Genomic DNA, 17,795 nt, shown 5'->3' with positions numbered 1-17,795 from the left:
ACGTGTCCAACCAACTCGAACAACTGCGCCAGTACACCACCGTGGTCGCCGACACCGGCGACATCGAGGCGATCGCCCGTTACCGCCCAGTGGACGCCACCACCAACCCCTCGCTGCTGCTGAAGGCCACCGAGCTGCCGGCGTATGCGCCGCTGATCGATGAATCGGTGCAGTGGGCGAAGACGCAAAGCGCATCGCGTGAGCGGCAGTTGATCGACGCTGGCGACCATCTCTCGGTGGCCGTGGGTCGCAAGATCGTTGAACTCGTGCCTGGCCGTGTTTCCACCGAAGTGGACGCGCGCCTCTCATTCGATACCGACGCCACCGTCGCCAAGGCCGAACGGCTGGTATCGCTCTATGAAGCGGCGGGTGTAACGCGCGATCGCATCCTGATCAAGATCGCCTCGACCTGGGCAGGCATCCGCGCCGCCGAACAGCTGGAACGCCGTGGCATCCAGTGCAATCTCACCCTGCTGTTCTCGTTCGAACAGGCGATAGCGTGCGCCGAAGCCGGTGTGTTCCTGATCTCGCCCTTCGTTGGCCGCATCATGGACTGGTATGTCGCCAACACCGGCACCAAGAGTTATGCGCCGGATGAAGATCCCGGCGTGCAATCCGTGCGCCGCATCTACGACTGGTACAAGCGCCATGGCTACGACACTGTCGTGATGGGTGCCAGTTTCCGCAACATCGGGCAGATCCAGGCACTGGCCGGCTGCGACCGCCTCACCATCAGCCCCGATCTGCTGGAAAAACTCGAAGCCACCGACGCCTCGCTGCCGCGCGTGCTGCAGGACGATGGCGCGCGCCACGACAAGGTGCCGCCGATCAGCGAAGCCGCTTTCCGCTGGGGACACAACGAAGACGCGATGGCCAGCGACAAGCTGGCCGATGGCATCCGCAAGTTCGCGGCGGATCAGCGCAAGCTGGAAGCACTGCTAGCCACGAAGCTCTAAGTTCAGAGTGGCCGGGCCGACCGCCCGGCTGTCTCTCTGAAGATCTGCGCGTCATTACCCGTGGCGCCATAGCGCGCCCGGTAGCTTGCCGATCGTGCATGGTCATCCGCGCTCCCGGCTGATGCAGATCATGGTTACATCACAATTCTGGTGATAGCCTCGGCCAGACTTCAGGCCTCCGCGGTCGCGGAGCGCCTGACCAGGCACTTGGGGCAAGCCTCTTTTATCGCCGGGACGAATATGGAATCGTCACCAGAGATAAGCCAGAAGCCGTGGGAGCGCACCGTATTCCTGGTGCTCACGGTGGCGCTGTTTCCGATCCTCGCCGTGGCCATCGTGGCGTCCTACGGGTTCGCCATATGGATCTGGCAGATGCTGCTCAGCGGCCCGCCGGGTAGCTGAGCACATGGCTTCCCCCGACAACGTCCCACACGCTGGCCGCCGCGCCTTCCTGCGCGGCAGAGCGAGCGCCCGCACCACCATCCGCCCGCCATGGGCGCTGCTCGAGCCACGCTTTCTCGATGCCTGCACGCGCTGCGGCGAGTGCGTCGAAACATGTCCCGAACAGGTGCTGGTCATAGGCACGGGCGGCTATCCGGAATTCGACCCCAGGCTTGGCGAATGCAGCTTCTGTGGCAGCTGCGTGGATACCTGCGCGAGCAAGGCGCTGGATCGCTCGACCACTTCACTTCCTTGGCATTGGAAAGCCCACATCCAGCATGACCGCTGCTTCGCCGAGCAAGGCATCGTGTGCGCGAGTTGCGCGGATGGCTGTCCGGAGCGGGCCATTCGCTTGCGGCCTGCACTGGGTGGCATCCAGACCATTACCGTCGATCCTGCCGCCTGCACTGGTTGCGGCGCCTGCGTGAGCCTGTGCCCGGCGACGGCCATCGCGCTGCGTATCCCTGAGGCACCACCATGAATCCGGAGCTGCACATTTCGAGCCTGGTGGTGCAACACCGCCACGACGCCATCGCCCGGCTGGAAGCACTCATCGATGCAACGGCCAGCATGGAAATCGCCGCGCGCGGCGACTGCCGCTGCGTGGTGCTGTGCGAAACCGACAACCAGCGCGTCCTGATGGACTGCATCGACGAGCTGCACGCCGTGGACGGCGTTCTCACCGTATCGCTGATCTACCACCACGCGGAATCACGCGAGGAAATGGATAAACCCATCGGGCAGGACCGATTGCCGCAAAGCGGATTACCCCAGGGAGCCGACCCATGACCATGACGCGACGGGAGTTCGTCCGGAATACCGCGATAGCTACTGCGGCAAGCGCCGCCGGCATCGCGTTGCCAGCCGCGGCGAGCAATGTGCTGCTCGAAGGCGACCTGACCCAGCTCACATGGAGCAAGGCACCCTGTCGCTTCTGCGGCACCGGCTGCGGTGTCAATGTGGCGGTGAAGGATGGCCGCGTGGTCGCCACTCACGGTGACGTGCACGCCGAAGTCAATCGCGGCCTCAACTGCGTCAAGGGCTATTTCCTGTCCAAGATCATGTACGGCGGCGACCGCCTGACTCAGCCGCTGCTGCGCAAGACCGGGGGCAAGTACGACAAGAACGGCGAATTCACCCCCGTGTCGTGGGACGAAGCCTTCGACGTCATGGCTGCACAGTTCAAGCGCGTGCTGAAGGAGAAAGGCCCCGAAGCCGTCGGTATGTTCGGCTCCGGCCAATGGACCATCTTCGAGGGTTACGCCGCCAACAAGCTGATGAAGGCCGGCTTCCGCAGCAACCATCTCGATCCGAATGCACGGCATTGCATGGCATCCGCCGTGATGGGTTTCATGCGCACGTTCGGCATGGATGAGCCGATGGGATGCTACGACGACATCGAAGCTGCCGACGCCTTCGTTCTATGGGGCTCGAACATGGCTGAGATGCATCCGATCCTGTGGACCCGCGTGACCGATCGCCGGCTGTCCAACCCGCACGTGAAGGTGGCTGTGCTGTCGACCTTTGAGCATCGCAGCTTTGAGCTGGCCGACATCCCGATCGTGTTCACACCACAGACGGACCTGGTCATCCTCAACTACATCGCCAACCACATCATCAAGACTGGGCGCGTCAACAAGGATTTCGTCAGCAAGCACACCAGCTTCAAGCGCGGCAACGACGACATCGGCTATGGCCTGCGGCCGGACAACCCACTGGAGCTGAAAGCAAAGAACGCCAAGGATCCCAATGGCGGTCAGCCCATTGACTTCGAGCAGTTCGCTGCGTTTGTCGCACCCTACACACTGGAAAAAACAATCGCGATGACCGGCGTGGAGCGCGCCTGGCTGGAACAGCTCGCGGAACTCTATGCCGACCCCAAGACCAAGGTCGTGTCGTTCTGGACCATGGGCTTCAACCAGCACACGCGCGGTGTGTGGGCCAACAACATGGTCTACAACCTGCATCTGCTCACCGGCAAGATCGCCACCCCTGGCAACAGCCCGTTCTCGCTCACCGGCCAGCCCTCGGCCTGCGGTACCGCACGCGAGGTAGGCACGTTTAGCCACCGTCTTCCGGCGGACATGGTGGTGACCAATCCGGAACACCGCAAACATGCCGAAGAGATCTGGAAGATCCCTCACGGCATCATCCAATCCAAGGTCGGTTTCCATGCTGTCGAGCAGAATCGCGCACTCAGGGATGGACGGCTGAATGCCTACTGGGTGCAGGTCAATAACAACATGCAGGCCGGCGCGAACATGTTGCAGGAGACCTATCCGGGCTATCGCAATCCGGACAATTTCATCGTCGTCTCCGATGCCTACCCCACCGTCACTGCCCAAGCGGCGGACCTTATCCTGCCGGCCGCGATGTGGGTCGAAAAGGAAGGTGCCTACGGCAATGCCGAGCGCCGCACCCAGTTCTGGCACCAGCTGGTGAAAGCGCCAGGCGAAGCACGCTCGGATCTGTGGCAACTGATGGAGTTCTCCAAGCGCTTCACGACCGACGAGTGCTGGCCAGCCGACATCCTTGCCGCCAACCCGCAGTTCAAGGGAAAGACTCTTTTCGACGTGCTCTACAAGAATGGCAAGGTGGACCAGTTTCCTGCTTCACAAGTGGAAGCCGGCTACGCCAACGACGAGACAGCCGCGTTCGGCTTCTACGTGCAGAAGGGTTTGTTCGAGGAGTACGCCGAGTTCGGACGCGGCCACGGCCATGACCTGGCGCCCTTCGACGATTATCACCGTGCGCGCGGTCTGCGCTGGCCGGTGGTCAACGGCAAGGAAACGTTGTGGCGCTATCGAGAGGGTGCCGACCCTTATGTCAAAGCGGGCAGCGGCTTCCAGTTCTATGGCAACCCCGATGGCCGCGCGGTGATCTGGGCCTTGCCCTACGAGCCGGCGGCGGAGGCACCTGACGCCGAATACGATCTCTGGCTCAGCACCGGACGCGTACTCGAGCACTGGCACTCCGGCTCAATGACCATGCGCGTACCAGAGCTTTACCGCAGCTTCCCCGCCGCCGTGGTGTTCATGAATCCAGACGACGCGGCTGCGCGCGGCTTCAAGCGTGGCGACGAAGTGCGGGTGGTTTCCCGTCGCGGCGAAATGCGCTCCCGCATCGAGACGCGCGGGCGAAACCGGATGCCTCGCGGCGTGGTATTCGTGCCGTGGTTCGATGCCGGCCAACTGATCAACAAGGTCACGCTGGACGCCACCGATCCGATCTCCAAGCAGACCGACTACAAGAAGTGCGCCGTCAAGGTCGTAGCCGCCTGAGGAGGATCGACATGCGCAACAAGACGTTCATCGCGGTCGGCATCCTGGCACTGCTGGTGGTCGCCGCCATCGCTTTTGTGGCAGGCCGCGGCTCTGCCGGCTCCCACCCGATGGCCTCAGTCCCGCCCGCACCGCAAGCGCCGGTCGACGCACCACCCGCTGGCAACCAGATCGACGCGCTCCGTCGCGGCGCGCCCATTGACCGCGAGATCGATCCGCCGGCCATGGCCCGCGTGGAGAACACGGACATAAGGCGCAACCGCGCCTATCCCATGCAGCCGCCAACGATCCCGCACACCATCGACGGCTACCAGATCGACAAGAACTCCAATCGCTGCATGCTTTGCCATGCGCGCGCCAATGCGGACAAGTTCCAGGCCCCGCCGGTCAGCGTCACGCACTACATGGATCGCGACGACCAGTTCCTCGCCACCATTTCACCGCGACGCTACTTCTGCAATCAGTGTCACGTCGTCCAGACCGACGCCAAGCCGCTGGTCGCCAATGGCTTCAAGGACATCGATAGCGTGCTGTCCGAGCAGCAGAAGGCGAACTGACCATGTGGCCGCGGATCAAGCAATGGATCGGCATGTTCTGGCGGACCATGCGCCGCCCCAGCGTGCACTACAGCCTGGGCTTCCTGACGCTCGGCGGCTTCATCGCCGGCGTCATTTTCTGGGGCGCGTTCAATACCGCGCTGGAGAAAACCAATACGGAGGCCTTCTGCACCAGTTGCCACGAAATGCGCGACAACGTTTTTCAGGAGCTGAAGACCACCATCCACTACAGCAACCGCTCCGGCGTGCGCGCCACCTGCCCCGACTGCCACGTACCGCATAACTGGACCGACAAGATTGCGCGCAAGATGCAGGCCTCGAAAGAGGTCTGGGGCAAGGTATTCGGCAGCATCGACACGCGACAGAAATTCCTGGATACCCGGCTGGTCCTGGCCGAGCACGAATGGACGCGGCTGAAGGCCAACGACTCGCTCGAATGCCGCAACTGCCACAACTACAACTCGATGGACCTCACCCGGCAGTCCACGCGCGCGGCGCAGATTCACAAGCGCTGGTTAGGCACCGGCGAAAAGACCTGTATCGATTGCCACAAGGGCATCGCACACCACCTGCCCGATATGACAGGGATACCGCAGGGCTGAAAGCGCCTATGGCGCGCCCTGCGATCCTGTTGCCGGCGTCGCAGACCTGGTGCTCGCACCGGCCAGCTGATCCGTCGACCAGCCACCACCGAGTGCGCGCACCAACTGCACACTCGCGCGAAGCTGCCGCGTATCCAGATCGAGCAGACTGCGCTGCGCATCGAGCGACACGGTTTGCGCCTGCACCACATCGAGATAACCGACCGCACCTTGCTTGTAGCGGTCCATGGCCAGATCCAGGGAATGCGCGGCGGCCTCGGCGGCATCCTTCTGGTCCGAACGCGCCGTGCCGTAATGATCGAGCTGGGCGAGGTTGTCTTCCACTTGCTGGAACGCCGCAAGCACCACGCCGCGGTAACGCGCACCGGCTTCATCCGTGGCAGCCTTCGCCGCTTCCACACCGGCTTTACGCCGACCGCCATCGAAGATTGTGAGCAGCGCCGTTGGCCCGATCGCCCAGAAGCGATTCGGCGCGGTGAGGAGGCCCGCTGATTCGGCGCTTTGGTAACCGCCCAGCGCACTCAGACTCAACGAAGGGAAATACGCTGCGCGCGCCACACCGATACGCGCATTCGCCGCGGCAGTGCGTCGCTCGGCGGCGGCCACATCCGGGCGGCGCTGCAGCAGGGTGGACGGCAAGCTGACCGGTACCGACGGCAGCGGCAATGCCCTGGTCTCGGGTGTCAGGCTGAACTTCGAGGCGGATTCGCCCACGAGCACGGCGATTGCGTGCTCTGCCATGGCGCGTTGCGCCAGCGTCTGCGACCACATCGACTTGGCCGAGGAAAGCTGCGTCTGCGCGCGCGCCACGTCCAGACCCGAGGCAATGCCACCGCCGTGTCGTGTCTTGGTGAGTTCCAGCGCTTTTTCGTAGGCCCTCACACTGTCTTTCAGCAATTGGATTTGCTGATCCAGTCCGCGTAGCACGATGTAATTGTCGGCCAGCTGCGCCTGCAGGCTGAGGCGCGCGGAAGCCAGATCCGCGGCGGCGGCGAGCGCGTCGTCCTTGCCGGCTTCGACGGTATTGCGCACGCGCCCCCACAAGTCGAGCTCATAGTCGAGTTCGGCACCCAGCGTGTAGCTGTCGTAGTAAGCCGGCGAGGTCGCGCCGCGCAGCGGTCGGGTATCCGATTGCCGGTCGCGCTGCACGTTGGCGTTCGCACCGATCTGCGGGAACAACCCTGCGCGCGCCTGCATGCTGTACGCCTGCGCCTGCTGATAGTGCGCAAGCGCAGCGGCGAGGTCGGTGTTGTTGGCAAGCAGGCGTTGCTGCAACTGATCGAGCTGAGTATCGCCGTACAGCTTCCACCAGCCATCGCGCGGCAAGTGATCGGCTGGCTGGGCTTCAACCCAGCTTTTGCCGAGTGCGGCGCCATGTTCCTGATACTGCTCCGCCACCGGCACTTCCGGCACCTTGTACGCGGGCGCCAGTGAGCAGCCGCCCAGGGCAAGCATCAGCAACGCCAGTTCAGGCCTTCTTTTCATTGGTACGACCCTGGGACTTGGCCAGCTCGGCGTTGTTGGTGGCGGTCTGTACATGGTCGCCTTCGGCGAGGCCATCCGGCGGGCTTTCGATCACGCGGTCGCCTTCGGCGAGGCCGGAACCGATTTCCAGCGACTTGCCGTAGTCGCGCAGGATGGTGACTTTCTTGAAAGCCACCTTGCCGTCCGCGCCCAGCGTCGCCACGCGCAGCCCCTGATCGTCGAAGATCAACGCACTGGCCGGCACGCGCAGCGCGGCGACATCGGCGGGACGATCCAGCTTCACGCCGGCAAAGCCACCGGGCATCAGCTTGCCGTCGGCGTTGTCCACCGCGAGCTGGATCAGCGTGGTACCGGACTCCGCATTGACGGCGCCGGCCGACGCCTCGACACGGGCCTGGAAGGTACGGCCCGGATATTCCGGCACGGTAAGCTGAGCAATGGCACCGGGCTTGATCGATGGCGCGTAGTTCTGCGGCACGCGCACGTAGACGCGCAGCTTGCGCATGTCGGAGACCACGAACAGCTCCGGGCCACTGCCGCTGCCGGCATTGATCAACGCGCCCACGTCGGTTTCGCGCGCGGTCACCACACCATCGAACGGCGCCACGATGCGGGCAAAACCCTTCATCGCCTCGATGCGGTCCAGGTTGGCCTTGGCCGCTTTGGCGAGCGCCTGCTTGGCGGTGTAGTCGCCACTCTTCTCATCCACTTCCTGGCGCGACACTGAGTCGGAACCGAGCATCGCCTGCCAGCGCTTTGCCGTCGTCGCGGCCAGCGCGGAGTTCGCTTCAGCGCTGGCGAGGTCAGCCTTGGCCTGCAGCAGTTGCTGGTCGAGATCGGGCGTTTCGATTTCCGCCAATAGCTGGCCGGCCTTCACCGGCGCACCGATATCGACCTTCCAGGATTTCAGGTAGCCACTGACGCGCGCGTAGATCGGTGCGCGCGAATAGGCTTCCAGACGGCCGGGCAAATCCAGCGAGGAACCTTTATCGCTGCGCTCCGCCGCCACCACGCTGACCGTGGGCACGGCTTGCGCCTCGGTCCAGCTCTTGAGCTTGCGCGCGTCGTTGGCGCGAGTGGCGACGCCGCTCACCACCACCACAACGATGACGATGACGGCGACCCACCCGGCGCGCTTCAGGCGACGCGGGGAGATGGGGGTGGGCTTGTGGGTATCAGGCGACATGGGCGGGCTCTCCGGAAGCAAGTGCCGGGGCAGATGCGCGGCCATGCCGCGCGTGAATGATGCGGAACACCACGGGTACGAAGAACAAAGTGGCGACGGTAGCGAAGATCAGACCGCCGATCACGGCGCGGCCGAGCGGCGCGTTCTGCTCACCGCCTTCGCCCAGACCCAATGCCATCGGTGCCATGCCGATGATCATCGCCAGCGCCGTCATCAGCACCGGACGGAAACGCACGAAGCCAGCCTCCAGCGCCGCCTGATGCGCGTCGCCATGCTCGGCCAGACGCTCGCGGCAGAAGCTCACCACCAGAATCGAGTTGGCCGTGGCCACACCCATACACATGATGGCGCCGGTAAGCGCGGGCACCGACAGCGTGGTGTGGGTGGCGAACAGCATCCACACGATGCCGGCCAGCGCGGCGGGCAGCGCGGTAATGATCACGAACGGATCACTCCACGACTGGAAGTTCACCACGATCAGCAGGTAGATCAACACCGCTGCGCCAAGCAGCCCGAAGATCAGGCCGGAGAAGGCACTGTTCATGGTCTGCACCTGGCCCAGCAGTGCGGTAGACGAACCCTTCGGCAGATCCTTGGCGTGTGCGTCGACGATCTTCTGGATGTCGGCAGCTACCGCGCCAAGATCGCGCCCTTGCGTGGTGGCGAAAATCTCCACCATCGGCTGGATGTTGTACTGGCTCACTACCGCATTGCTGGCGCCGCGCGTCATGGTGGAGAGGCCGCCAAGGATCTGCGACTGACCGCCGCCGCTCGACGTCACTGGCAAATTCTCCAGCGCGGATAGCGAATCGAGTTTGTACTGCGGCGTCTGCATCACAATGGGGTAGGAAATCTGGTTCACCGGGTTCAACCAGAACGTCGGCGCCACCTGGCTGGAGCCGGCCAGGTTCACTACCAGGCTGTTGGTGACGTCGCGCTCGGTGACGCCGAGCAGTTGCGCCCGCGTGCGATCCACATCGATGGCGAAGGTCGGGTTCGATTGCGACTGCTGGATGCGCGCATCGGCCACACCTGGCACGCGCCGGATCTCGCGCAACAACTGGTTGGCGAAGGCGAAGTTCTTCGGCAGGTTGTTGCCGCGGATCTGCAAGTCGATCGGCGCGGGTGAACCGAAGTTCAGGATCTGGCTGATGATATCCGCCGGCGGGAACGAGAAGGTCACACCGGGGAATTCGCGCGGCAGCCGCTCGCGCATCTCGCGCACATAGTCTGCCGTGGGGCGATGGCCTTCCTTCAGCGAGAGCTGGATATCGCCGTCCCACGAACCCGTGGTGCCCGTGTTGTTGTAGGCCGTGTTGATGCCGCTGATGGACTGGCCGATGTTGTCCACCACCGTACCCAGCTCATCCGATGGGATGATGCGCCGGATCGATGCCTGCACATTGGCGAACAATGTCGCGCTTTCCTCAACGCGCGTGCCGACCGGTGCGCGCACGTGCAACAGGATCTGGCCGGCATCCACCGACGGGAAGAAGTTGCGCCCAAGGAACGGCACCAGCGCGAACGACAAGACAATGAAGCTCAGGAAACCCACCACGAACACTCGACGGTGTTCGAGCGCCATCGCCAACAAGTCGTGATACACCGAACGCACCCGCTCGAAACGCGCCTCGAAACCACGTTGGAAACGCACCAGCGGATTACGCGACGGCGGCAGCGCTTGGTCGGTGCCATGCTCGTCGGTGTGCGGCGCGTGCGGCTTCAGCAGGTACATGGCCATCGTCGGCACCAGCGTGCGCGACAGGATGAACGAGCAGATCATGGCGAACATCACCGCTTCGGCCATCGGCACGAAGAGGAAGCGCGCCACGCCCTGCAGGAAGAACATCGGCACAAACACGATACAGATACATAGCAGTGACACGAAGGCCGGTGTCACGATCTGGCGGGCGCCGTCCATGATCGCCGTTTCCACATCCTTGCCGTGCTCCAGGTGCCAGTTGATGTTCTCGATGGTCACGGTGGCGTCGTCCACCAGGATGCCCACCGCCAGCGCCAGGCCGCCCAGGGTCATGATGTTCATGGTTTCACCCACCGCCGACAGCGCAGCGATGGATCCCAGGATCGCCAACGGGATCGACGTGGCGATGATGACGGTGGAGCGCCAGCTACCGAGGAACAGCAGGATCATCAGGCTGGTCAGCGCCGCCGCGATGATGCCCTCCTTCGCCACACCGCTGATCGCCGCGCGCACGAACAACGACTGATCCCCGATGGGTGCAATTTCCAGCGTGTCGGGGAACGTGTCCTTCGCCGCGGCGAGCTTCTGCTTTACGCCTTCGATGATCGCCAGCGTCGAGGCCGAGCCGTTCTTTAGCACCGTCATCAGCACGGAACGGCCGCCGTCCACATGCACGACATTGGTCTGCGGCGGATTGCCATCGCGTACATGAGCCACGTCGCGGATGTAGACCGTGGTGCCATTAACCGTTTTTACCGGCAGGTCGCCCAGCGCGTTGATGTCCGACGGCGCGTTATTGAGCTGCAGGGTGTATTCGTAGGAGCCGATCTTCTGTGTACCCACGGGCACGATCAGGTTCTGCGCGGCCAGCGCATTGGCTACGTCCTGCGCCGACAACCCGCGTGCCTGCAAGGCGGCCGAATCGATATCGATCTGCACCTGGCGCGTCTTGCCGCCGAACGGATACGGAATCGACGCACCCGCCACCGAGGTCAGTACCGGACGCACCGCATTGATGCCGAGGTCGCCCAGGTTCTGCTCGCTAAGACCCTTGCCGGACAACGCGAGCTGGATGATGGGGACGGTGGATGCGTTGTAGTTGAGGATCAGCGGTGGCGTGATGCCCGGCGGCAGCTGCCGCAGCAGGGTCTGCGCAACCGCAGTCACCTGAGCGTTCGCGGTGCGGATATCGACCGTGGGCTGGAAGAAGATCTTGATCACGCCGAAGCCGGCGATCGACTGCGCCTCGATGTGCTCTACGTCATTCACCGTGGTGGTGAGCACGCGCTCGAACGGTGAAGCGATACGGCCCGCCATCTGGTCGGGCGGCAGGCCGGTGTACTGCCACACCACGCTGATCACCGGAATCTTGATGTCCGGAAAGATATCCGTCGGCGTCCTGACCGCGGCTAGAGGACCGATGATCAGGATCAACAACGCGAGAACGACAAAGGTGTAGGGCCGCGAAAGCGCGATCCGGACGATGCCAAGCATGCGGGGGATTCCGTGCGCGAATGATGCGTCGCCACAAATTTTCGCATGGGGCCTGGTGGAACGGCCGGCTAGACGGATGAAGATATTTTCATATTGGATGCGCCCTGCCCGGCCGACTCCGTGCAGGGCTTGGCTTTATGAGGGTGTCATGACTTTCGACACCCCTCGGCAGCTATCTCAGACGACCTGCGCGGTGACCGAGCGCGAAAGACAGGTGCCCGGCACTTCGCCCGGCGCTACCGGGTAGCAATACAACGTGATCCGCGCACCACCCGGCGCATCGCCGATATCCAGGGCATAGCCGTGCAGGCGCACGATGGCGCTGACGATGCTCAGGCCGAGCCCCGAACCCGGTGTCGTACGGCTGTTGTCGCCGCGATAGAACCGTCGCGTCACGGCGTCGCGCTCGTTCGAGGGAATACCGGGACCGCTGTCGAGAATGTCCACACGCGGCCCGCGGCTGTCCATGCGCGCACGCAGGCGCACCTGGCCACCGTTCGGGGTGAACTTGATGGCATTGCCCACAAGGTTCGCCAGCGCTTCGAACAGCAGATGCGCATCGCCACGCACGGCGGTCATCGGCTCGACTTCCAGCGCGAACGGCTGGCCGCGATCTTCCGCCACGGGTGCGTAGAACTCATGTACTTGCTGCAACACCTGACCAAGATCCACTTCGGCGAAGCAGGCATTGCGATGGCTATCTTCCAGTTCGGAAACACGCAGCAGAGCGCGGAAGCGCCCCAGCACCGCATCGATATCGACGATGCTCGCTTCCACCAGGGCTGCTTCGGGCTGCCCCGACAATTGCTGCTGCGCGCGATACAACCGCGCGCGCAGGCGCGTCAGCGGCGTGCGCAAGTCGTGTGCAATGTTGTCGCACACGCCTTTGACTTCATTCATCAGGCGCTCGATCTCGCCCAGCATGGTGTTGACGATGCCGGCGAGCACGTCCAGTTCATCACCGCGCCCGTTCACGGGCAGACGCTTGGAGAGATCGCCCTGGCGAATGGGCTCGGTAGCCTTTTGCAGTTCGCGAATACGCCTTTCCGGTCCGCGCCGCAGCAGGAAGCCGCCAAGCAGTCCCGGAATGATCGTCAGCGACAGGGCCCATAGCAGCGCGCGCCATACGATGGTGCCGAGTCCGTCGAGGGTGCTGGTGTCCTTGGCGATCACCAACACGCGACCATCAGGCAGATGCGTCGCCAGCGCGCGTGCGCGCACACGCGTCGCATCGCGATCGGGGCGCGGCATGCCTCGCGTCAGCAGACGCACCTTGCCGTCGACGGCAAGCTCTGCGGGGATGCGGGCGACGTTGCCGGCGATCGCGTGGCCGCTGGCGTCGAACAGACCCACCGACATGATGCCGTGCGGGTCGATGGTGCTCGCAGCATCCACCGTCGCCGGCAGACGTTGCGCGTCAGTGGCAACCAGATAGTGCATGCGCTGCTCGAGCATCTGGTCGACGACCGTATTGAGATAGCGCGCGCTTTCCCATTGGATCACGCCAACCAGCACCAACCCCCACGCGGCGAACAGCAAACCGTAGATCAGGATCAATCGGGAGGTGGCGGAGCGCCAGGCATTGGGACGGGCGTTCATGGCTGGGCCGATGCGTTCTGGGGGGCCGAAGTGATCATATAGCCGGTGCCGCGCACGGTGCGGATCAATGGCGACTGGCCGGCGCCGTCGATCTTGCGCCGAAGCCGGCCGATATGCACGTCGATCACGTTGGTGCCGGGATCGAAGTGGAAACCCCACACGGCTTCGAAAATCATGCTGCGGGTCAGCACCTGGCCGGAGTTGCGCATCAGGCATTCCAGCAACCGATATTCGGTGGGCTGCAAGGTCAATGGCTGGTCTTTGCGGTAGGCGACGTGGCGCACCAGATCCAGTTCCAGATCGCCGACGCGCAGGCGCGTGTCGTTCTGCTGCGGCTGCCGGCGGCGCAGTAGCACTTCGGCACGGGCAGCCATCTCGTCCGGGGCGAATGGCTTGGTGAGGTAGTCGTCGCCACCCGCACGGAGGCCGCGCACGCGGTCATCGACGTCGCTGAGCGCGCTGATCATCAGTACCGGTGTGTCGATCTGCTGGCGACGCAGACCGGCCACCACTTCGATACCGTCCATGCCGGGAAGCATGCGGTCGAGTGTGATCAGGTCATAGCCTTGCGCGGTCGCGCGCGAAAGACCTTCCTTGCCGTCGGCCACCCATTCGGCCGTCATGCCGTGCACGCTCAGTTCGGCCACGATCTCGCGGGCCGTGACTTCGTCGTCTTCGATGACCAGCACTCTGGGCATGGCGAAATTACGAATGTGGGAAGCGGAAAAACCAACGGCCCCGCAGCGGGGCCGTCGGCATGGTAACGCCTGCGCTGGCGATCAGGCGGCGAACAGGCCGCGCATTTTCTTCATCGCATTCGCCTCGACCTGGCGGATGCGCTCGGCGGAGACGCCGTACTCGTCGGCGAGATCCTGCAGCGTCGCCTTTTCCTCGTTCAGCCAGCGGCGCTGAATGATGTCGCGCGAGCGCTCATCCAGCTTCTGCAGCGCGGCGGATAGCGTTTCGAGCTGATTATCGGCCTGGTCGGCATCGGACACGTTTTCGTACGGGTCCGCGCCTTCGTCGATCAGGAACGCTTCCGGTGCCGGCTTGGCGTCGTCGTCGGCATCCGCCGGCGCTTCGAAGCCGATGTCACGACCGGACAGGCGCGACTCCATCTCGCGCACCGTCGCTTCCGGCACGCCCAGATCCTTCGCCACCATGCGCACTTCTTCGGCGTTCATCCAGCCCAGGCGCTTCTTGCTCTTGCGCAGGTTGAAGAACAGCTTGCGCTGCGCCTTGGTCGTGGCGACCTTGACGATGCGCCAGTTGCGCAGGATGAACTCGTGCATTTCGGCACGGATCCAGTGCACGGCGAAACTCACCAGGCGTACGCCCTGGTCGGGGTCGAAACGCTTCACGGCCTTCATCAGGCCGATGTTGCCTTCCTGGATAAGGTCGGCGATCTGCAGGCCGTAGCCGCTGTAGCCGCGGGCCACGTGCACCACGAAACGCAGGTGCGACATCACCAGCTTCCTGGCGGCGGCCAAGTCTTCTTCTTCGTTGTAGCGGCGCGACAGCGCCTGCTCCTCATCCTGGCTGAGCACCGGAATCCGGTGTACCGCCGAGATATAGGCATCCAGACTGCCAACGACACTAGGAACCGGCAGGTTGGCGGTCACCAAGGCTTGAGACATGTGTGGAACCTCCTGATATGGGGTCAGCTTAGCACTCTGGGGATGAGAGTGCTAAAGCGGCCAAGAGTTCCAGCCGCTTTAGTGAACCGAATAGTACATGAATCAGATAGGTTCGTCCATCGCCACCCATACCCACCTTGGGCCTATGGCCCGGCAATCAATAGCGCTTGGCCTTGGCGTTGTAATAGCTCAGGTCGGTCGACTCGAGCAGGCGGCGCATGGCCGGCCCCAAGTGACTGAAACTCCTGGCTTTCAGGACGTCTTTCTTGCCGGGAATATCGTATTGGCCTGAGATGCCATCAGCATATTTGCCATCCGCCACGACACCGGCCGCCATACCCTCCGGCCGCGGCAGCTGCTCTGGCCAATGCTGGCAATGCAGGGTCATCTGGGGGCACCAATGCCGGTTCTCCGGATGGACCGGCTCCCGCTCGACCATGCCGATGATGGCTTTGGGGCCGAAGGTCTTGACCACGGCGGCATAGAAGTCCGTCTCGAGCGTATGCCCCTCAACCGGCACCAACGTCTCCAGCAACTCCAGGAAGCGCGGATCGTTCTTCGCGATGAAGAACTGTGTGGACAGCGTGTCTTTGCGCTTGATGCCGAAATCGATCCCGACCGCATTCAGAAGCTTGGCGAGGTGCCCCTTGAGTCGAACCAGCGGATTTTTCGACTGCCGCCATTTCGGACGCTGGTCGGTGCTCCACGACGACGCCGCGATGATCGCCTTGTCGTCACGGGCAAGCAGGTCGATATAGCGCTGCAACAGACCCTGATCGAAAACCCAGGTATCCGCATCGAGGTGGATGATGTAGTCCGGGTTGTACTTATCGGCCGCGGCGCGAAAGGACTTCCTCACCAGATTCAAAGCGCCATCGATGATGGTCAGCGGCTGGCACCACACTAGCTCGTCTTCCATGTACTTCTCATACGAGGAACCCGAGCAGGCATGCACGATCGGCCACGGCTCCGGGTAGTTGAGCTTGACGATTTCCATGTTGATCCGGGCGCAATCCGCACGCTCGTGGGTCGTCATGCATACGACGACTTTCGGCCGTTCCGTCACTTTGGAGGCGCTTTCCGTATTGCCGGCCACTGGCTCTGTTCCGCTCATACTCGCTGCATCTCTCGATCTGTCCGTGGGTCCACGCGTGCGACGTGGCAACCATTGATTGTACTTGCCGGCTGATTTGCCTAGCCATCAAGGCGCGGGGATGGCGCGCCCACGGATGACCCATGCATTCATTCTGCAGAAGTCGTCGCCGGCATCAGCTCGGCGCGTCGCGGCAGCGACCAGTCCATGGGCGCCTGGCCCTGGGCTTCCAGATAACCGTTGGCGGCAGAAAAGTGGCCGCAACCGATGAAGCCACGGTGCGCGGAAAGTGGCGACGGGTGCACCGACTTGAGAATGTGATGCCGCCGGGCATCGATCAGCTGCCCTTTGCGCTGGGCATACGAGCCCCACAGCATGAACACCAGGCCTTCGCGCTCCCGGTTGAGGGCATCGATGGCCGCATCGGTGAACCCCTCCCACCCCTTGCCCTGGTGAGAAGCTGCCAATCCCCGCTCCACCGTCAACACGCTATTGAGCAAAAGCACGCCACGATCCGCCCACGGCGTAAGGCAGCCGTGATCAGGCGGTGCAATGCCAAGGTCGCGCTGGATTTCCTTGAAGATGTTCTGCAACGAGGGCGGCGGCTGTACACCCGGCCGCACCGAGAAGCACAGGCCATGCGCCTGCCCCGGGCCGTGATAGGGATCCTGGCCGAGAATGACGACACGCACCGCGTCAAATGGCGTGTGATCGAAAGCAGCGAACATCTCCGGCCCTGGCGGGTAAATCACTTTGCCGGCCTGCTTCTCCGCGCGCAGAAATTGCGACAACGCCTGCATCTCCGGTCGTTCGAGATAACCGCCGAGGCGCTCCTTCCAGGAGGGCTCCAGCTTGATGCGACTCTCGTTCATGCCGCTTCGTCGCGCAGCCGCAGGTGCCGCGCAACACGCAACTGGAACAGAAGTTTGGTGATCAACAGCGTCTCCTCGATCGGCTTCTCGACCAGGTCGTTGGCGCCAGCCCTGAGCAATGCCGCCTGGTTGGCGGGGTTCTCATCGCCGGTCATCACCAGCACGGGCAGGCGCCCCTTGCTGTAACCGTATTCGCGCCGGATGCGCTCAAGCAAATCGCCGCCGGTGAGTTCGCCCTTCAGGCTGACGTCGGTGAGCACGATGTCGGCGCCCACCTGATCCTTTGCCCGCGCCGTCTCCAGCCAGGCCAGCGCATCTTCGGCGCTAATCACATGGCGCACGGTGAGGCCATATTTTTCCAGCATGCGGCGCGTCGCCAACGCCACCACGCGACTGTCTTCCACGTACAGCACCTCGCCCTCGGCACTGCTTTCCGGCTTCACGTAGCCGCGGATGAATTCGGCCAGCGCCTGGAAACCCAGCGACTTATCGAAGTAATCAGTCACGTGTTCGCCTAGCGCACGTCGGTGCAGGCGGTCATCGACATCGCCGGACACCACCACAATCGGCACATAGATCTGCGGCGCCGATTCGCGCACGTAGCGCGCCAGCTCCAAGCCATCCATGTCGGGCAGCCGCAGCGCGATCGTAATGAAGTCGAATATGCCGCTCTCGAGCAGGCCACCTTCCAGCAGCTGCTGCGCTTCGGCGCCCGACGCGCAACCGACCACCTCGGCCGCAGGCAACTCGGCCTGCAGCACGCGGCTAATCAGTTGTCGCACTACCTTGGAACCGTCCACCACCAGCACGCGCGGCGCGGCGCTGACGATACGGTTGCTGAAACCTGCACTCATTCCCACCCATCCACGCGTCTCATGGCATCCATGCCA

The 17,795-nt window shown here is 63.4% G+C and carries 16 protein-coding genes; 7 read left to right on the top strand and 9 right to left on the bottom strand.

Features of this window, described 5'->3' with window-relative positions; genetic code table 11:
- The first annotated feature begins 2 nt into the window (after window positions 1–2).
- The 7 genes from tal to ISS97_RS01605 all read left to right on the top strand — a co-directional run bounded on the left by tal (window position 3) and on the right by ISS97_RS01605 (window position 5,837).
- Window positions 3–956 (top strand): transaldolase, encoded by a 954-nt coding sequence (gene tal / locus ISS97_RS01635; RefSeq protein WP_379987559.1) that lies wholly within the window; start codon window positions 3–5, stop codon window positions 954–956.
- A gap of 240 nt (window positions 957–1,196) precedes the next feature.
- Window positions 1,197–1,358 (top strand): periplasmic nitrate reductase, NapE protein, encoded by a 162-nt coding sequence (locus ISS97_RS01630; protein ID WP_379987557.1) that lies wholly within the window; start codon window positions 1,197–1,199, stop codon window positions 1,356–1,358.
- 4 nt (window positions 1,359–1,362) lie between these two features.
- Window positions 1,363–1,878: a ferredoxin-type protein NapF gene (gene napF, locus ISS97_RS01625; RefSeq protein WP_379987556.1), complete on the top strand. Its 516-nt coding sequence runs from the start codon at window positions 1,363–1,365 to the stop codon at window positions 1,876–1,878.
- Complete coding sequence (locus tag ISS97_RS01620) at window positions 1,875–2,186, top strand: chaperone NapD (RefSeq protein WP_379987554.1); 312 nt, start codon at window positions 1,875–1,877, stop codon at window positions 2,184–2,186. The genes napF and ISS97_RS01620 overlap by 4 nt, the downstream gene beginning before the upstream one ends.
- On the top strand, window positions 2,183–4,678 hold the full coding sequence (napA, locus tag ISS97_RS01615; RefSeq protein ID WP_379987552.1) for a periplasmic nitrate reductase subunit alpha: 2,496 nt from the start codon (window positions 2,183–2,185) through the stop codon (window positions 4,676–4,678). Before ISS97_RS01620 ends, napA begins: the two co-directional genes overlap by 4 nt.
- Before the next feature lie 11 nt (window positions 4,679–4,689).
- Window positions 4,690–5,235 carry a nitrate reductase cytochrome c-type subunit gene (locus ISS97_RS01610; protein ID WP_379987550.1) on the top strand — a complete coding sequence of 182 codons (546 nt, stop codon included), beginning with the start codon at window positions 4,690–4,692 and terminating at the stop codon, window positions 5,233–5,235.
- A 2-nt stretch (window positions 5,236–5,237) separates the two neighbouring features.
- Window positions 5,238–5,837, top strand: coding sequence for a cytochrome c3 family protein (locus ISS97_RS01605; protein WP_379987548.1), 600 nt, complete (start codon window positions 5,238–5,240; stop codon window positions 5,835–5,837).
- 6 nt (window positions 5,838–5,843) lie between these two features.
- Here the strand turns inward: ISS97_RS01605 and ISS97_RS01600 are convergent, their stop codons facing one another.
- From ISS97_RS01600 to ISS97_RS01560, 9 genes are all read right to left on the bottom strand, one after another.
- Window positions 5,844–7,322, bottom strand: a complete 1,479-nt coding sequence (locus ISS97_RS01600) for an efflux transporter outer membrane subunit (RefSeq protein ID WP_379987547.1) — start codon at window positions 7,320–7,322, stop codon at window positions 5,844–5,846.
- A complete protein-coding gene (locus ISS97_RS01595; RefSeq protein ID WP_379987545.1) occupies window positions 7,306–8,508 on the bottom strand; it encodes an efflux RND transporter periplasmic adaptor subunit in 1,203 nt (400 codons plus the stop codon). Before ISS97_RS01595 ends, ISS97_RS01600 begins: the two co-directional genes overlap by 17 nt.
- Entirely contained in the window at window positions 8,498–11,704 is a 3,207-nt protein-coding gene (locus tag ISS97_RS01590) for an efflux RND transporter permease subunit (protein WP_379987544.1), read from the bottom strand. Before ISS97_RS01590 ends, ISS97_RS01595 begins: the two co-directional genes overlap by 11 nt.
- A 177-nt stretch (window positions 11,705–11,881) precedes the next feature.
- Entirely contained in the window at window positions 11,882–13,303 is a 1,422-nt protein-coding gene (locus tag ISS97_RS01585) for a sensor histidine kinase (RefSeq protein ID WP_379987542.1), read from the bottom strand.
- Complete coding sequence (locus tag ISS97_RS01580; protein WP_379987541.1) at window positions 13,300–14,001, bottom strand: response regulator transcription factor; 702 nt, start codon at window positions 13,999–14,001, stop codon at window positions 13,300–13,302. The genes ISS97_RS01585 and ISS97_RS01580 overlap by 4 nt, the downstream gene beginning before the upstream one ends.
- 81 nt (window positions 14,002–14,082) lie before the next feature.
- Complete coding sequence (gene rpoH, locus ISS97_RS01575; RefSeq protein WP_379987539.1) at window positions 14,083–14,940, bottom strand: RNA polymerase sigma factor RpoH; 858 nt, start codon at window positions 14,938–14,940, stop codon at window positions 14,083–14,085.
- Window positions 14,941–15,097: 157 nt separating this feature from the next.
- Entirely contained in the window at window positions 15,098–16,054 is a 957-nt protein-coding gene (locus tag ISS97_RS01570; protein WP_379987537.1) for a hypothetical protein, read from the bottom strand.
- Between the two features lie 128 nt (window positions 16,055–16,182).
- Window positions 16,183–16,905, bottom strand: a complete 723-nt coding sequence (ung, locus tag ISS97_RS01565; RefSeq protein WP_379987535.1) for a uracil-DNA glycosylase — start codon at window positions 16,903–16,905, stop codon at window positions 16,183–16,185.
- Window positions 16,902–17,759: a response regulator gene (locus tag ISS97_RS01560; RefSeq protein ID WP_379987533.1), complete on the bottom strand. Its 858-nt coding sequence runs from the start codon at window positions 17,757–17,759 to the stop codon at window positions 16,902–16,904. Before ISS97_RS01560 ends, ung begins: the two co-directional genes overlap by 4 nt.
- Window positions 17,760–17,795 lie beyond the last annotated feature (36 nt).

Source organism: Dyella koreensis (assembly GCF_044904565.1).
Taxonomy (GTDB): Bacteria; Pseudomonadota; Gammaproteobacteria; order Xanthomonadales; family Rhodanobacteraceae; genus Dyella_D; species Dyella_D koreensis.
The sequence above is the reverse complement of the archived record's forward strand: the minus strand, read 5'-3'. Positions and strand labels throughout refer to the sequence as shown.

What these genes read in the sequence shown, in the direction of transcription:
- ISS97_RS01630 (WP_379987557.1), top strand. Translation starts at nt 1,197, where the DNA reads ATGGAATCGTCACCAGAGATAAGCCAGAAGCCGTGGGAGCGCACCGTA.
- napF (WP_379987556.1), top strand. Translation starts at nt 1,363, where the DNA reads ATGGCTTCCCCCGACAACGTCCCACACGCTGGCCGCCGCGCCTTCCTG.
- ISS97_RS01620 (WP_379987554.1), top strand. Translation starts at nt 1,875, where the DNA reads ATGAATCCGGAGCTGCACATTTCGAGCCTGGTGGTGCAACACCGCCAC.
- napA (WP_379987552.1), top strand. Translation starts at nt 2,183, where the DNA reads ATGACCATGACGCGACGGGAGTTCGTCCGGAATACCGCGATAGCTACT.
- ISS97_RS01610 (WP_379987550.1), top strand. Translation starts at nt 4,690, where the DNA reads ATGCGCAACAAGACGTTCATCGCGGTCGGCATCCTGGCACTGCTGGTG.
- ISS97_RS01605 (WP_379987548.1), top strand. Translation starts at nt 5,238, where the DNA reads ATGTGGCCGCGGATCAAGCAATGGATCGGCATGTTCTGGCGGACCATG.
- ISS97_RS01600 (WP_379987547.1), bottom strand. Translation starts at nt 7,322, where the DNA reads ATGAAAAGAAGGCCTGAACTGGCGTTGCTGATGCTTGCCCTGGGCGGC.
- ISS97_RS01595 (WP_379987545.1), bottom strand. Translation starts at nt 8,508, where the DNA reads ATGTCGCCTGATACCCACAAGCCCACCCCCATCTCCCCGCGTCGCCTG.
- ISS97_RS01590 (WP_379987544.1), bottom strand. Translation starts at nt 11,704, where the DNA reads ATGCTTGGCATCGTCCGGATCGCGCTTTCGCGGCCCTACACCTTTGTC.
- ISS97_RS01585 (WP_379987542.1), bottom strand. Translation starts at nt 13,303, where the DNA reads ATGAACGCCCGTCCCAATGCCTGGCGCTCCGCCACCTCCCGATTGATC.
- ISS97_RS01580 (WP_379987541.1), bottom strand. Translation starts at nt 14,001, where the DNA reads ATGCCCAGAGTGCTGGTCATCGAAGACGACGAAGTCACGGCCCGCGAG.
- rpoH (WP_379987539.1), bottom strand. Translation starts at nt 14,940, where the DNA reads ATGTCTCAAGCCTTGGTGACCGCCAACCTGCCGGTTCCTAGTGTCGTT.
- ISS97_RS01570 (WP_379987537.1), bottom strand. Translation starts at nt 16,054, where the DNA reads ATGAGCGGAACAGAGCCAGTGGCCGGCAATACGGAAAGCGCCTCCAAA.
- ung (WP_379987535.1), bottom strand. Translation starts at nt 16,905, where the DNA reads ATGAACGAGAGTCGCATCAAGCTGGAGCCCTCCTGGAAGGAGCGCCTC.
- ISS97_RS01560 (WP_379987533.1), bottom strand. Translation starts at nt 17,759, where the DNA reads ATGAGTGCAGGTTTCAGCAACCGTATCGTCAGCGCCGCGCCGCGCGTG.